This window comes from Spirillospora sp. NPDC048911, from assembly GCF_043198015.1.
Lineage (GTDB): Bacteria > Actinomycetota > Actinomycetes > Streptosporangiales > Streptosporangiaceae > Spirillospora.
This window is the reverse complement of record NZ_JBICUD010000005.1, coordinates 82,537-96,799: the sequence shown is the minus strand read 5'-3', so window position 1 is coordinate 96,799 and position 14,263 is coordinate 82,537. Positions and strand designations below refer to the sequence as shown.

The 14,263-nt window shown below is 68.7% G+C and carries 17 protein-coding genes; 12 read left to right on the top strand and 5 right to left on the bottom strand.

Translation table 11 applies throughout. From position 1 onward, the window contains the following. Positions 1 to 79: 79 nt before the first annotated feature. Positions 80 to 589, top strand: a complete 510-nt coding sequence (locus ACGFNU_RS23240; protein ID WP_392596708.1) for an RNA polymerase sigma factor — start codon at positions 80 to 82, stop codon at positions 587 to 589. Further along, positions 586 to 1,794, top strand: coding sequence for a hypothetical protein (locus ACGFNU_RS23235; RefSeq protein ID WP_392596706.1), 1,209 nt, complete (start codon positions 586 to 588; stop codon positions 1,792 to 1,794). The genes ACGFNU_RS23240 and ACGFNU_RS23235 overlap by 4 nt, the downstream gene beginning before the upstream one ends. A gap of 9 nt (positions 1,795 to 1,803) precedes the next feature. Here the strand turns inward: ACGFNU_RS23235 and ACGFNU_RS23230 are convergent, their stop codons facing one another. Then, positions 1,804 to 2,268 carry a hypothetical protein gene (locus tag ACGFNU_RS23230; protein ID WP_392596704.1) on the bottom strand — a complete coding sequence of 155 codons (465 nt, stop codon included), beginning with the start codon at positions 2,266 to 2,268 and terminating at the stop codon, positions 1,804 to 1,806. A 133-nt stretch (positions 2,269 to 2,401) separates the two neighbouring features. Further along, a complete protein-coding gene (locus ACGFNU_RS23225) occupies positions 2,402 to 2,908 on the bottom strand; it encodes a hypothetical protein (protein WP_392596702.1) in 507 nt (168 codons plus the stop codon). 382 nt (positions 2,909 to 3,290) lie between these two features. On the opposite strand from ACGFNU_RS23225, the gene ACGFNU_RS23220 reads away from it, so the two are divergent. Further along, positions 3,291 to 3,413 carry a hypothetical protein gene (locus tag ACGFNU_RS23220; RefSeq protein ID WP_392596700.1) on the top strand — a complete coding sequence of 41 codons (123 nt, stop codon included), beginning with the start codon at positions 3,291 to 3,293 and terminating at the stop codon, positions 3,411 to 3,413. On the opposite strand, the gene ACGFNU_RS23215 is transcribed toward ACGFNU_RS23220, so the two are convergent. The 3 genes from ACGFNU_RS23215 to ACGFNU_RS23205 form a co-directional block, all read right to left on the bottom strand. Continuing rightward, complete coding sequence (locus ACGFNU_RS23215) at positions 3,410 to 4,066, bottom strand: response regulator (protein WP_392596698.1); 657 nt, start codon at positions 4,064 to 4,066, stop codon at positions 3,410 to 3,412. The genes ACGFNU_RS23220 and ACGFNU_RS23215 overlap by 4 nt on opposite strands. After that, a complete protein-coding gene (locus ACGFNU_RS23210) occupies positions 4,063 to 5,976 on the bottom strand; it encodes a histidine kinase (protein ID WP_392596697.1) in 1,914 nt (637 codons plus the stop codon). Before ACGFNU_RS23210 ends, ACGFNU_RS23215 begins: the two co-directional genes overlap by 4 nt. Before the next feature lie 86 nt (positions 5,977 to 6,062). Beyond that, positions 6,063 to 6,530 carry a hypothetical protein gene (locus tag ACGFNU_RS23205; RefSeq protein WP_392596696.1) on the bottom strand — a complete coding sequence of 156 codons (468 nt, stop codon included), beginning with the start codon at positions 6,528 to 6,530 and terminating at the stop codon, positions 6,063 to 6,065. Between the two features lie 100 nt (positions 6,531 to 6,630). On the opposite strand from ACGFNU_RS23205, the gene ACGFNU_RS23200 reads away from it, so the two are divergent. From ACGFNU_RS23200 to atpA, 9 genes are all read left to right on the top strand, one after another. After that, positions 6,631 to 7,662: a DUF2207 domain-containing protein gene (locus ACGFNU_RS23200; RefSeq protein ID WP_392596694.1), complete on the top strand. Its 1,032-nt coding sequence runs from the start codon at positions 6,631 to 6,633 to the stop codon at positions 7,660 to 7,662. Between the two features lie 87 nt (positions 7,663 to 7,749). Further along, positions 7,750 to 8,907: a glycosyltransferase family 4 protein gene (locus ACGFNU_RS23195; protein ID WP_392596693.1), complete on the top strand. Its 1,158-nt coding sequence runs from the start codon at positions 7,750 to 7,752 to the stop codon at positions 8,905 to 8,907. Positions 8,908 to 9,094: 187 nt separating this feature from the next. Continuing rightward, a complete protein-coding gene (locus ACGFNU_RS23190) occupies positions 9,095 to 9,526 on the top strand; it encodes a hypothetical protein (protein WP_392596691.1) in 432 nt (143 codons plus the stop codon). Between the two features lie 81 nt (positions 9,527 to 9,607). Continuing rightward, complete coding sequence (locus ACGFNU_RS23185) at positions 9,608 to 9,838, top strand: AtpZ/AtpI family protein (RefSeq protein WP_392596690.1); 231 nt, start codon at positions 9,608 to 9,610, stop codon at positions 9,836 to 9,838. 112 nt (positions 9,839 to 9,950) lie between these two features. Next, positions 9,951 to 10,751 carry a F0F1 ATP synthase subunit A gene (gene atpB / locus ACGFNU_RS23180; RefSeq protein WP_392596688.1) on the top strand — a complete coding sequence of 267 codons (801 nt, stop codon included), beginning with the start codon at positions 9,951 to 9,953 and terminating at the stop codon, positions 10,749 to 10,751. Between the two features lie 74 nt (positions 10,752 to 10,825). Then, a complete protein-coding gene (gene atpE / locus ACGFNU_RS23175; protein ID WP_392596687.1) occupies positions 10,826 to 11,074 on the top strand; it encodes an ATP synthase F0 subunit C in 249 nt (82 codons plus the stop codon). A gap of 38 nt (positions 11,075 to 11,112) precedes the next feature. Then, positions 11,113 to 11,673, top strand: a complete 561-nt coding sequence (locus tag ACGFNU_RS23170; RefSeq protein ID WP_392596685.1) for a F0F1 ATP synthase subunit B — start codon at positions 11,113 to 11,115, stop codon at positions 11,671 to 11,673. After that, positions 11,670 to 12,488 (top strand): F0F1 ATP synthase subunit delta, encoded by an 819-nt coding sequence (locus ACGFNU_RS23165; protein ID WP_392596683.1) that lies wholly within the window; start codon positions 11,670 to 11,672, stop codon positions 12,486 to 12,488. The genes ACGFNU_RS23170 and ACGFNU_RS23165 overlap by 4 nt, the downstream gene beginning before the upstream one ends. A 126-nt stretch (positions 12,489 to 12,614) precedes the next feature. Further along, on the top strand, positions 12,615 to 14,258 hold the full coding sequence (gene atpA, locus ACGFNU_RS23160) for a F0F1 ATP synthase subunit alpha (RefSeq protein WP_392596681.1): 1,644 nt from the start codon (positions 12,615 to 12,617) through the stop codon (positions 14,256 to 14,258). Positions 14,259 to 14,263 lie beyond the last annotated feature (5 nt).

The window sequence follows — 14,263 nt, the reverse complement described above, 5'->3', positions numbered from 1 at the left end:
GCGACCCCTATGATCCCCACGTGGTCCGTAAGCCTGCCCGCCCAGAGCGCGGGCGCCTCGTCCCCGCCTCGGGGGTGCGGTGACGTCCGGTGTCGTCGCGACGTCCGTCCTGACGTCCCTTTACCGGGAGCACCAGGTCGGGCTCATCCGCATGGCCGTGCTCCTCGTCGGTGACGAGGCGACCGCCGAGGATGTCGTTCAGGACGTCTTCCTGCGCATGCAGGACAAGGCGCCCAAGCTGGACGACGAGAAGAAACTTCTGGCGTATGTGCGTGCGGCCGTGCTGAACGGCTGCCGGATGACCCTCCGGCGCCGCAAGAGGATGTGGCAGCGGACCGAGCCGCACCAGCCGCCGGTATGGTCCGCGGAGTCGGCGGCGATCCTCAGCGAGGACCGCCGTGAGGTGATGCAGGCGCTGGCCCGCCTGCCCCGCCGGCAACGCGAGGCGCTCGTTCTTCGTTTCTACCTCGAGCTCTCCGACGACGAGGTGTCCCAGGCCATGGGCATCCGGCCGGGTACCGTGCGTTCGACCATGACCCGGGCGCTCGCCGCACTGGCTCGCGAGATGGGAGAGGAGGTCCGGAAATGAGCATCGAGGACAGGCTCCGCGACGCCCTGCAGGCCACCGCCGGCACGGTGGACGACCAGATCCACCGCCCCCTGCCCGAACGCACTCCGGCCCCTTCGCTCCTGAAACGCCGCCTGGTGCCCCTGGGGGCGGTCGCGGCCGTCCTGCTCGTCCTCGCTGGTTTCGTGACCGCACAGCGCCTGTGGGACGACAAGGCGCCGCGCCTCCAGCGGATACCGACCATGCCCAAGTTCATTTTCATGAGCACCGTGGACGACAGTGACGATCCCAATCATTCGTCGTACGGCCTCGAAGTCCGGGAGGCCGCGACGGGGCGGCTCGTCGACCGGTACAAGGCGCCCAGGGGCATCTCGTTCGATGACGTGGCGGCGCTCGGTGACAACCGCACGTTCTACGTCGCATCGGAACCCAGTTCGCAGAAACCATGCCGGACCACGATTCAGCGGGTGAGGGTCAGCGACGCGGGCAAGATCATCGCACTTGAACCAATCGCCGGCGGGCCCATCGCGGGCACCAAGGGGGGCAACGGCGGGCTCGCCGTTACGCCGAACGGCACCAAATTGGCGTTCTCTGCTGCCGCCTGCGGTAACGAGAGTTCGGCACAGGAGGCGAGCGTCGCGGTCATCGATCTGGTGAACAATACGCGACGGGAATGGCTTGGAGCTGAGGGCGGGGCGGACGACCTTTCGTGGGATGCCGGTGGAAATCAGCTCTTTTTCGTTCACTCAAAAGAGTCGGATGATCCCCCCGGTGGCCCTGGGGTCGCCGAAGAATTGCGGGTGATCAGTGCCTCCGTGCCGAGTGGGGCGCAGTTGGCGGCCAACAGCAAGGTCATCCAGAAAATCAAGGCGCCGTTGAGCTACGTAGCGGCTTTGGCGAGTCCGGACGGTCGTTCTGTGCTCACTTCGACACAGGAGTTGATCGTGGGATCCGATTCTTCAGAGAATTCGGAACACTCGATCGGGGTGCTGAAATCCACGGAGGCGCCTTCGGGGCCGATCGAGTTCTCCGAACTCTCGGCCCGGGACGGCCGTACGATTCGTAAGTTCCGAGTGGCGTCCACGGCAAGCCTGGGCGTCGTCGCGTTCAAGAGTGACGCATCAGGCCTGTATTTGCTGACAAGTGGAGGAATTGTCGACCTGCACAAGGGCGGGCGTGCGCTCCCGGTGCGAGGTCTCGACGACGAGGTCGACCTTGACTGGTAGTGGTCTGGCTCAGTAGACCTTCTGCCATTTGCCGCACTTCTTGGTCCTGTACTTGTTGGACCGGACGCCGCACTCGCGTACGTAGAAGTGGCTGAGATAATCCGAAGTGAAGAAGAGGCCGTACTTCTCGTTCTTCGTGTAGTCGTAGTCGGCGGGAAGCTTTCCTGACCGGAAGAAATAGACCTTGCTGCGGTGGATTTTTCCGGGTTTGGTGGTCTGGAACTGGACGCCCGCGGCCCAGCCGTTCTCCTTCTTGTCGCGCAGCCATCCGTCCATTCGGATGCGCTTCTTGTTGTGCTTGTCCTTGTAGAAGGAGTAGGTGCCGCCGGCGGCGATATCGGGGTAACCGGCCCTTGTCGTCCACGTGCGCCCGGCGGCGTTCGCCTCGCTTGTGACGGCGCTTACGGCGCTGATGGTGCTGACGGAGGCTACGGTCAGGGATGCGACGGTCGCAGCGGCGAGACGGCGGCGCATGGCGTTTCCTTCGGGGCGGGGCCTGGCGGAACGACCTGAACCTAGCACTCGCATGACAAGGGCCCGACCCCCTGAGGGGTCAGGCCCTTGTGTGGTCCGCGCTCATTACGGGACAGGTGTTACAGCTCGGGCTTTAGTAGAGCTTCTTGCCCTTGCCGTAGAGGAACTTGCCGGTCTTCTTGCTACGGCCGCACTCCTGGACCCAGGCGTGGCCCGTGTAGGAGGAGCTGGTCCGGATGGTGATCGTGCCCGGGCCGTCGTAGGCGTAACGGGTGCCGTTCGACCGGACCGCGACGATGTGGTGGCGGGAGTAGTACTTGTACGTCTTCCTGCCCACCGTCTCGGTGAAGAGGAAGCGGACGCAGGCAGTCCAGCCGTTCTGGTCGGTGTCCTGCAGCTTGCCCGTCACGGTGACCCGGCTGCTGTTGCGGGAGTAGGTGCCCCAGGCGTTGATCTTGGGGTACGAGTTGATCGGCTTCCACGCGCGCGCCGCGGCCGAGGCCGAGGGGGCGCTGGCGGCGGCCGTCGAGGCGGCGGAGTCCGCCAGGACGACGTCGGTCGCCTGGGCGGGGGAGCTGATGGCGGCCATGCCGGCCATCAGGGTTCCGGCGGACAGAGCAACGGCTGCGAAACGCCGCATGAATCCCTCCATGCACTGAAATCTCGGGAGATAAGCCAGGTCAACGTAGCAGTCTGGACAAGATCATTTTTATGATCGACTTAGGTGTTGACCAGGGGTGGTCGGGTGTGCGAACAAATCGGCTCGGACGGGCGTCCAACTGTCTCGGGTGGCGCCTGGGACGCGGGTGCCAGAGGCGGGCAATGTCACCCCAGGTCACGGCCTGGCTCGGTAAAGCGGACAGATCTATACAAATGTCTGCGCCTCTAGTGCCTGGGAACTAAGGGCGTGAGCTTGATCACATCTCCACCTTGCGGTTGACCCTGGGGGCTATCGAAGGGCTGACAAAGGACCATTCCGGCGTATGACGCGCGGGGGACACGGTTCGGGGTTCGCTTGGTACATGGACGAGGATGAGCAGCAGGGCCGGCTGGCATGGTTGCCTGGGGTTTTAGAAACCTTCATCACGGTCGTCGTGGGCTTGGCCTTCTTCGCGGTGCTCGCTTACGCCAAGGGGATGCTCTAACGGCCGGGGCGTACCAGGCCGGTGTCGTAGGCGAAGATCGTGGCCTGGACGCGGTCGCGGAGGTCCAGCTTGGTGAGGATCGCGTTCACGTGGGTCTTCACGGTCGCGGTGCCGATGCCCAGCTCGGCGCCGACCTCGGTGTTGCTCAGACCTTGGGCCACCTGGACGAGGACGTCGCGTTCGCGCTGGGTGAGCAGCTCCAGGCGGTCGTCGGCCGGTGAGGGCGGCGAGACGGTGCCGCTCACGAACGCGTCGATCAGGCGGCGGGTGACGGCGGGCGCCAGCATCGCCGCGCCCTCGGCGACCGTGCGGATGGCGTCGACCAGTTCCTGCGGGTCGCAGTCCTTGAGCAGGAAGCCGGACGCGCCCGCGCGGAGGGCCCCGAAGACGTACTCGTCCCGGTGGAACGTCGTGAGCACCAGGATCCGGGTCGTCGTGCCCATGAGCTCCCGGGTCGCCGTCAGGCCGTCCATGCCGGGCATGCGGATGTCCATGAGCACGACGTCCGGCCGCAGTTCCCGGACGGCGCGCAGGGCCTCCGCGCCGTCCCCGGCCTGGCCGACCACCTCGAGGTCGGGTTCGCCCTCGATGATCGCGGTGAAGCCCGCCCGGACGACATGCTGGTCGTCCACCACCAGCACCCGGATGCTCACGTCTGCTCCTCCATCGCGTCCAGCAGCTCGCGCATGTCGACGAGAGCGGCCCGTGCCTGTTCGGTGACGACGTCGAGGGCCGCCCGGGCGTCCACGACGGTGCCGGCGAGGCCGGCCTCGGCGGCGCGGACGAGCCGGGAGGTGTGGTCGAAGACCGTCCCGCGCAGTCCCATCGCGATGCGGTGCCGCTCGGCGAGGACGGCCTCGCCGGTACGGGCGGCCATCGTCTCCAGCGCGTTGATCTCCCAGCTCCGGCTGCGGGCGGCGACGGCCTTCCCCCAGGCCCAGAACGGCAGGAACGTCAGCGCCGAGAACATGCTGCCCGCGATCAGGCCGAAGACGAGCGCGAACGCGGCCGCGCCGGGCTCGTTCGGCTCGGGGTCGATGGCCAGCGCGGATCCGATCGCCACCCCCCACGGGATGGGGGCGATGAGCACGGCCGGCCAGGTCGGTCTGCCCTTGCGGGAGTAGCAGGCCACGGAGTAGACCGCGATCAGCTCGGCCGCGAACCCGACCGCGAGCACGCCCAGGAGCGCCTCGGACACCTGCGCGGCGACGGCCGCCCAGATCGAGTCGACGATGACCAGGGCGATGAGCGTGCCGTAGGGGTTGCGCCGTCGCCACCACAGCGGGAGTGCGCGGCTGAACAACGCCACCGTGACAAGCACCATCTGGCCCAGCGACCAGCCCTGCAGGATCGACTCTTCCTGCAGTGCGAAGGCCAGGATGGTCGGCGTCGCCACGCAGAACCCGATGGCAGTGGCATCCAGGACCTCTGGCCAGCCTGGGCCCCGCCTTGGCCCGCCCAGCGTGGTGGGCAGGACTGCCGCGACGGACCAGCCGCCCGCCGGGGAAGGGCCTGCGTCGAGCGTGCCGCCGAGTGCCGTCGCCCGCTCTTGCATACCGGCGATACCGCGATTGGTGCCGAGAGCAGGCACGGCGACATCCTCGCCAGGAGCGTCGTTGGTGACCGTCACTTCCAAAGCAGAGGACGTGTAACGCGCCTCGACCCGCACTGGCGCGCCCGACGCGTACCGCATCGCGTTCGTCAGGGACTCCTGCACGATGCGGTACGCGGCGGTGGTGACCTCGGGAGGAAGCTTCCGCGGCCGGCCCTCGACCGTCAGCGACACTGGGATGCCCAGCCGGGTCAGGCCGTGGCAGAGAGGGGGAAGCAGCGACTTCAGCTCGCCGTCCCCCGCCTCGGGCCCCACCACGTCCACCAGCTTGCTCAAGGCCTTGAGGACGTCGCGGCCGGTCTCCGCGGCGACCGTCAGAGCCCCGGTGGTCAGTTCCCGGTCGTCGAGGCGTGCGGCCGCGCCGCTGTGCACGACCACGGCGCTGAGATGGTGGCCGGCGACGTCGTGCAGGTCGCGGGCGAGCCGCTCGCGTTCGGCCTCCGCCGCGGCCCGGCGTTCCTGCTCGGCCTCGGCCAGCCGGGCCGTGAGCTCCAGCCGCCGCGCCTTGCGCTCCCGCCGGATCTGCCCCAGGGCGACGATCGTCACGTAGAAGAGCACGTTCGAGAGGACGTCCGACCACAGGTCGGGCCCGCCCTCCAGATGCGGCACGGACGTCACGCTGACCACGGCGCACGCGCCGAAGCCGCCGAGCACCGCGTGCCGCCGCCCCCGGTGCACCGCCAGCGAGTAGAGGGCGATCGCGTCGGTCACCCCGTCGATCAGCGTGTCCGGGGAGCCGACCGCCAGCTGGCCGATCCCGTTGACCAGCACCACGATCGTCAGCACCGCCACGGGCGCCGCGCGCCGCCAGATCAGCGCGACGCACGAGCAGGCGGCGGCCGTGGAGAACACCATCCACTCCCGCTCGTCCAGCGGGTTCTCGAACGTGAGCAGGTAGGTGAAGCTCAGCTGGAAGACCGCCGCGATCGCGGGCACGGCGAAATCCGCCACGCTCGGCCACCGTTGGACGCCCCCGTCAGTCCCCACGGGAATGACCTTATGGGTCCATTGCCCGTCTTTCAGCCCACTTCCAGGTCTCATCCAGGCAGGCAGGGAGTGACGCCGTCGAGGGTCAGCGTCGGGTGTGCGCCGGCTTGCAGGCGCACTGTGAACGTGACGGCGGGACCGTCGCGCGTCATGGTGAACGAGCGGTGGCCGCCCTTGCCGCGAGGTGGTTCGGCCAGGCGGTAGCCGCGGTCGCCGATCAGGCCGAGGGTGACGCCGGTGGCCTGGTCGACGAGGACGACGGGGGACGGGCCGGGACGCAGCGGGAGCTCGGCGCGCAGCGTGTGCCGAGCCCCGCCCGAGCATGGGGCCGTCCTGTCGCTGAGCGTGCGGGGACGGGCGCCCGGCCCGCCGAGACGCTCGGCGCCGTCCCGCAGAACGTGGAACGCGTCGGCTTCGAGGCGGTCGGACGATTCCGAGAGGGAAGGCTCCCAGGCGCAACCCGTGATCAGCGCGGCCCCGACGATTCCCCCGAGGAGGCCGCGCCCGACAGTGGACACGGCACGTAGCTTAGACGCGGAGTGCCGTTCTACTCCGTAGGGTGTGCACTTCGTTACGTCGAGCACGCGGTTACGTCGAGCACGCGGCGACGGTGGGGACATGCCTGAGGTGCGTGGCTGGTTCCGAGGCCCGGTGGTCACTGCGGGGATGCTGCTGGTGACCATCGCGTTCGCGCTGCCCGCGCACGCTACGTCCACGCACGCCACACCCACGCACGCCGCGCCGGAGCCGCCGCCGGTGGCCGAGAGCATCCCGACGTACGACGTGGTGCTGACCATCGGTTCCGGCGGGCTCCTGCACGTCCGGGAAACGATCACCTACGACTTCGACCGGGGCGGCGAGCACGGGATCGTCCGCCGCGTCTCGTACCGCAAGAAGAACCGGCTGTTCGACATCCGCGACGTGCGCACCAGCTCCTCCACCGGCGCGCCCGCCAGGGCCGAGACCGCCAAGATGCTGCACGACGTGCAGATCAGCGTCGGTGACTCGCGGCGCCGGGTGCGCGGGCGGCAGGCGTACGTCATCGAGTACGACGTGGCCTGGGCCTTCACCCCGTACCCCCATCACGACGAGCTGCTGTGGGACGCGCTCGGCGGCGACTGGGACGTGCCGATCGGCGAGGCGGCCGTCCGGGTGGAGGGGCCCGTCCCGCTCAAGCGCGTCACGTGCCACGCGGGGACGGCCCAGTCCTCCACGCGCTGCCTGCGCGACCGCGACGGCCCGTACGCGGTCGACTTCACGCAACGCGGGCTGCGGCCGCGCGAGACCATGAGCATCCGGGTCAGCCTGCCCAAGGGCGCGATCGAGGTGCCGCCGCCGCACTACGCCCGTCCGCACTGGCAGGGCTCGTGGGCGGGCACCGCCGCGCTGGCCCTGGCGCTCGGCGCGATCGTGCTGCTGGCGCGCCGTCCGGCGCCGCGCCGGTACGCCGGGACGGCGCTGATGGCGCTGGGCGCCGTGCTGATCGCAGGAGATCTCGCCGATGACATCGTGGTCCGCGGCTTCTGGGCGTTCTCGCTGGGTGACGGGTGTCTGGCGGGCCTCGCGCTGGTGATCACGGGAGCCGCGGCGGCCTGGACACAGCGATTTCGGGCAAGAGAACACGCAGCGGTCACCGGATTGGGAGATTAGAGTTGGTCGGAACGCCGCCGGGATGAACGGATCGTCCCCGGCGGACTTCTGATTCAGCGGCGGCGAGGGTGAGGGGAGGCACGGGGCGTGCGCGAGTACCTGCTCACCATCCTGGTCGCCGCCCTCGTCACCTACCTGCTGACCCCCGCCGTGCGCAGCTTCGCCGTGTGGTTCGGCGCGCAGGCCGCGCCCCGCGACCGCGACGTCCACGTCATCCCGACGCCGCGGCTGGGCGGGCTGGCGATGTTCGGCGGGCTGGCGGCGGCGCTCGTGCTGGCGCACGGCCTGCCGGTGATGGGCAAGGTCCTGGAGAGGACGGACATCGGCACCGGCAAGGCCCTGCTGCTGTCGGGCGGGCTGATCGTGCTGATCGGCATCGCCGACGACCGCTGGGGCGTGGACGCGCTCACCAAGTTCGCGGGCCAGGTCGCGGCGGCCGGCATCTTCGTCATGCAGGGCATCCAGCTCTACCAGCTGCCCCTGCCCACCGGCGAGGCGATGTCGCTGCCCCCGGCGTACGGCGTGCCGCTGACCGTCTTCATCGTGGTCGCCACGATCAACGCGGTGAACTTCATCGACGGCCTGGACGGGCTGGCCGCGGGCGTGGTGGGCATCGCCGCGCTGGCCCTGTTCTCCTACGGCTACCTGCTCTCGTACACCAACGGGCTGACCACGCTGACCGGCTCGACGCTGACCGCGGCGGTGCTGGTCGGCATCTGCGCGGGCTTCCTGCCGCACAACTTCAACCCGGCGCGGATCTTCATGGGCGACACCGGGTCGATGCTCATCGGCCTGCTGCTGAGCGCCGCGACGATCATGCTGACCGGAACGTTCGACCCCGCCAACATCGGCGCGTACGCGCAGATGCCGCTGTGGGTGCCGATCCTGCTGGTGCCGTCGGTCGCGATCGTGCCGTTCATCGACATGTTGCTCGCCGTTTGGCGCCGTACCAATCAGGGTCGCTCTCCGTTCGCCCCGGACAAGCAACATCTCCATCACAGGTTGCTGGAGCTCGGCCACTCACACCGGCGCGCCGTCCTGATCATGTACTTCTGGGTCGCGCTGATCGCGTCGAGCCTGGTGGGCCTGTCCACCACCAACTCGGTGGTGCTCGTGGCCTCGGTCACCATCGTCGTCGCGATCGGCGGAGTGGTCGTGATGGTCGCGCTTCCGCGCATGCGGCGGCGCGCCCCGCGCCACGCGGGCGCCCCGGCCCCGGCTCCCCGCCCTCGCCAGCCCGTCTGACCCGGGCGGGCCCGGCCAGGGGCTTTCCGGAGAGTCGAAGGACGACCTGGGCTACAGTCCGTGTGTGAGAAGTCACAATGGCGAACGCTCGGTGCGTTACCTCTAGGGTAATTGTGGGCGTTCTGGACGCTTGTGATACCTTTCACGAACAAGAGACGAACACTGAAAGTGACCAGCCGGAGCCCACATGCAGCCTTCCGACGCCCGGATCCTCCGCGGCGCCGCGATCCCGTCCGCCCTCGCGGGAGCCGCCGCCGTTCTGGCCGGCCTCCTGCTCGGCGGAGCCAAGGGGGCGCTGGGTGCCGCAATCGCCACGGTCGTGGTGATCGCATTCTTCAGCATCAGTGTGGTGGCCGTCAGCTACGCGTCCAAGATCTCCGCGCAGATGATGTTCGCGGCCGCCGTCTTCAGCTACATCACCAAGATCTTCGCGATGTTCGCGCTCGTCGCGGTCTTCAGCGACGTGACCGCGTGGAACTCCCAGGCCTTCGCCTGGTCCGTCATCGCCCTCACCCTGGTGTGGATCGGCGCCGAGATCCGCCACACCCTCAAGACGAAGATGTTGTACATCGACGAGCCCGCGCAGACCCCCGGGCCCGCCGCCGACCGGAGCCCGTGATGACCCCGTGGGCGCCGTTGGCACAAGTGGACTACTCCAATATGACCACCAGGGGGGTGGCCTGCTATGGTCCGTCCTGCGATGAGCGAGGAGGGGCATCGGCCCGATCCGGGGTCCGACGATTCGGACCACCGCAGCTTTGCCAACGCCGCCTGGTCCATCCCCAGCTACGTGCTGAGCGGGATGGCCGTCTACGGTGGTCTCGGCTGGCTCCTGGATCGCTGGCTGGGCACCTCGGCGCTGTTCCCCATCGGAATCCTGGTGGGCCTCGGTCTCGCGCTCTACCTGGTCTACCACCGCTACGGACGCTGACGGCGCCGCCGGCGGAGAAGACCAACACCGTCTTTGGACTTAAGTCGCGCCCTTGGGGCACGCACAAGCAAGCACCGACTAAACCGTTGGTCACCGACGAAGGGACTGCCGCGTGAGCGCGCCGCACCTCCTCGCCTCCGGGAGCGGAGATGAGTTCGAAGCTCCCGGACTTGAGATCTTTGACTGGGGCCCCCTCTGGGATGGTGCACCCTCGTGGCTGACGAAGCCGGTTCTGATCGTCGCGCTGGCCGTCGTCGCGCTCACCTGGTTCTCCTGGTCCGCCTTCCGCAGCCCCAAGCTCGTGCCGCGGGGGGTCCAGAACGTCGGTGAGGTCGCCTACCTGTTCGTCCGCGACCAGGTGGCCCGCCCGATGATCGGCAAGGACGGCGACAAGTGGATGCCGTTCCTCTTCACCACGTTCTTCTTCGTCCTGTTCATGAACCTGGCGGGCGTGGTACCGGTGCTCCAGTTGCCGGCCACGTCGCACATCGCCTTCCCGATCGTCCTCGCGCTCGTGGTGTACGTGATGATGCTGTTCCTCAGCATCAAGCACCAGGGACTGGTCGGTTACTTCAAGAACATGATGTTCCCGCCGGGTCTTCCCAAGCCGCTCTACGTGATCCTGGCCCCGATCGAGCTGCTGTCGAACATCATCCTGCGGCCGTTCACCCACGCCGTCCGGCTCTTCGCGAACATGTTCGCCGGCCACCTCCTCATCGCGTTCTTCGCCACCGTCGCCTGGTGGTTCCTGGCCGAGAAGCTCACCGTCCTGGGGGCGGGTATCGGCGTCGTCGGCTTCCTCATGACGGTCGTCATGACCGCCTTCGAGATCTTCGTGCAGAGCCTGCAGGCGTTCATCTTCACCCTGCTGGCCGCCTCCTACATCGGCGGCGCTCTGCACCCGGACCACTGACCGCACCACCACCCGCAACCGCAAAGCTCCGATGGGGCAGCACCCATCGGTCCGAGTGAAAAGGAAAAGAGCTCATGCTCGCTGAAGCCGTCAACGTCCTTGCCGCGTCCGACTCCGTCAGCGGCAGCCTTGGCGCCGTTGCCTACGGTCTGGCTGCCATCGGCCCCGGTATCGGCGTGGGCATCATCTTCGGTCAGGGTGTGCAGGCCATTGCCCGCCAGCCGGAGCTGACCAACGTCATCCGCCAGAACATGCTGCTGGGCTTCGCGCTGACCGAGGCGCTCGCCCTCATCGGTTTCGTTGTGCCCTTCGTGCACAAGTAAACCGCCCCTGCTACTTCTGACAGGAAGGCGGAAGTCTCATGACGAAGCTTCTCGCCGCCTCGCTGGCGGCCGAGGACAGTAACCCGATCCTGCCGCACACCTCCGAGCTGGTCGTCGGCACCATCGCCTTCGCGATCGTGCTGCTCCTGGTCGGCTGGAAGCTCGTCCCGCAGATCCGCCAGACGCTCGAGGAGCGGACGGACGCGATCGAGGGCGGGCTGAAGCGGGCCGAGGCGGCGCAGGCGGAGGCCCAGGCCACGCTTGACGACTACAAGGCCAAGCTGGCCGAGGCCCGGCACGAGGCGTCCCGGCTGCGCGAGGAGGCTCGCGAGCAGGGCGCGCAGATCGTCGCCGAGATGCGCGAGCAGGCGCAGGCCGAGTCGCGGCGCATCGTCGAGGCGGCGCAGTCGCAGATCGAGGCCGAGCGGCAGCAGGCGTTGCAGCAGCTCCGGGCCGAGGTCGGCACGCTGTCGGTCGAGCTGGCCGGCCGTGTCGTCGGCGAGTCCCTCGAGGACTCCGCCCGGCAGAGCCGCGTGGTCGACCGGTTCCTCGAGGAGCTCGAGGGCCGGGCTCGTACGCAGGAGCAGATCACCTCATGACCATCACGGGAGCGGTGAGCAGGGCGTCGCTGGCGGAGGCCAGGGAACGGCTGGAGGCGGTCATCCCGTCCGCCGACCTGTCCGCCCTTGGCGGCGACCTGTTCGCGGTGCTGCACCTGATCGACCGCGAGCACGGCCTGCGGCGGGCGGTCTCCGACCCGGCGCGGGACGGCGCCGACAAGGCGCGGCTCATCCAGGGGCTGCTCGAGGGCAAGGTCTCGCCGGCCGCTCTCGGGCTGGTCGCCGATGTCGTCCGGCTGCGCTGGTCCAAGCCGGCGGAGCTGTCGGACGCGGTCGAGACCCTCGCGGTCAACGCCGAGTCCGCCCGCGCCGAGGCCGACGGGCGGCTGGACGACCTGGAGGACGAGCTGTTCCGGTTCTCCCGGGTCATCGAGGCCGAGCCGCAGTTGCGCGGCGCGCTCGCCGGGCCCGGGCTGCCGGCGGACCGCAAGGAGGGGCTGGTGACCACGCTCCTGGAGGGCAAGGTCACCCCCGCCACGCTGACGCTGATCACCGAGCTGGTGCTGCGCCCGCGAGGACGTAGCCTGGAGGGCGGGCTCGCCGAATTCGGCAAGCTCGTCGCGCAGCGCCGGGAGCGTCTGGTGGCGCTGGTGCGCACCTCGGTGGAGCTGTCCGAGGCGCAGCGGACGCGGCTCGCGGCGGTCCTGGCCACCGCGTACGGGCACGAAGTACACCTGAACATCGAACTCGACCCCACGGCGATCGGCGGACTGTCGATCCAGATCGGGGACGAGATCATCGACGGCACGATCGCCGGACGGCTGGACGACGTCCGCCGGCGGCTCGCGAGCTGAGACGACGGATGATGCCCGCAGCGGAGCGCCAGCGGAGCGAACAGCTTCGTCCGCCGCGCGCGGGGGTCTGGGGGTCGCTCCCCAGATGAATACCGAGCTGACCCCTAAGGGAGCAAGAGAGGAATCATGGCGGAGCTGACGATCCGTCCGGATGAGATCCGGACCGCGCTGGAGCGCTTCGTCCAGTCGTACGAGCCTGAGGCCGCCGCGCGCGAAGAGGTCGGCACCGTTGTCGATTCCGGCGACGGTATCGCCCACGTCGAGGGCCTGCCCTCGGCGATGGCCAACGAGATCCTCGAATTCGAGGACGGCACCCGTGGCCTGGCTCTGAACCTGGACGCCCGTGAGATCGGTGCCGTTGTCCTGGGTGACTTCAGCAAGATCGAGGAGGGCCAGAAGGTCCGCCGCACCGGTGAGGTGCTGTCGACCCCGGTCGGCGACGCCTTCCTCGGTCGCGTCGTGGACGCGCTGGGCAACCCGATCGACGGCAAGGGCGCGATCGAGACGACCGAGCGGCGGGCGCTGGAGCTGCAGGCTCCGTCCGTCGTTCAGCGGCAGTCGGTCAAGGAGCCGCTGCAGACCGGCATCAAGGCCATCGACTCGATGACGCCGATCGGCCGGGGCCAGCGGCAGCTGATCATCGGTGACCGGCAGACCGGCAAGACCACGGTCTGCATCGACACCATCATCAACCAGAAGGAAGCCTGGCTCTCCGGCGACGAGAGCAAGCAGGTCCGCTGCATCTACGTCGCGATCGGCCAGAAGGGCTCCACGATCGCCAACGTGCGCCGCACCCTCGAAGAGGCCGGTGCGCTGGAGTACACCACGATCGTGGCCGCGCCCGCCTCCGAGCCCGCGGGCTACAAGTACATCGCCCCCTACACGGGGTCGGCGATCGGCCAGCACTGGATGTACCAGGGCAAGCACGTCCTGATCGTCTTCGACGACCTGTCGAAGCAGGCCGAGGCCTACCGCGCCGTGTCGCTGCTGCTGCGCCGCCCGCCGGGCCGTGAGGCCTACCCGGGTGACGTCTTCTACCTGCACTCGCGGCTCCTGGAGCGTTGCGCGAAGCTGTCGGACGACTTGGGCGCCGGTTCGATGACGGGTCTGCCGATCATCGAGACCAAGGGCAACGACGTGTCGGCGTTCATCCCGACCAACGTCATCTCCATCACCGACGGCCAGTGCTTCCTGGAGACCGACCTGTTCAACCAGGGCGTCCGCCCTGCGATCAACGTCGGTATCTCCGTCTCCCGGGTCGGTGGCTCCGCTCAGGTCAAGGCGATGCGCAAGGTCGCCGGCACGCTGCGGCTGGCGCTGTCCCAGTTCCGTGACCTGGAGGCGTTCGCCGCCTTCGCGTCCGACCTGGACGCGGCGTCCCGCGCCCAGCTCGACCGCGGCGCCCGCCTGGTCGAGCTGCTCAAGCAGCCGCAGTTCTCCCCCTACCCGGTGGAGAAGCAGGTCGTCTCGGTGTGGGCCGGCACGACCGGTCAGCTCGACGACGTGCCGGTCGAGGACGTGCGCCGCTTCGAGTCCGAGTTCCTCGAGCACATCGAGCGCAACCAGGGCGGCCTGCTCACCTCGATCCGCGAGACGGGCCAGCTCGACGACGACGGCCTGACCACCCTCAAGGACGCCGTCACGGAGTTCAAGAAGGGCTTCGAGACCAGCGGGGGCGACCTTCTCGTCCAGGACGACGAGTCGATCGAGCCGCTCGACGCCGAGGACGTCGAGCAGGAGAAGATCACCCGCGTCACCAAGAAGGCCTGATCGGC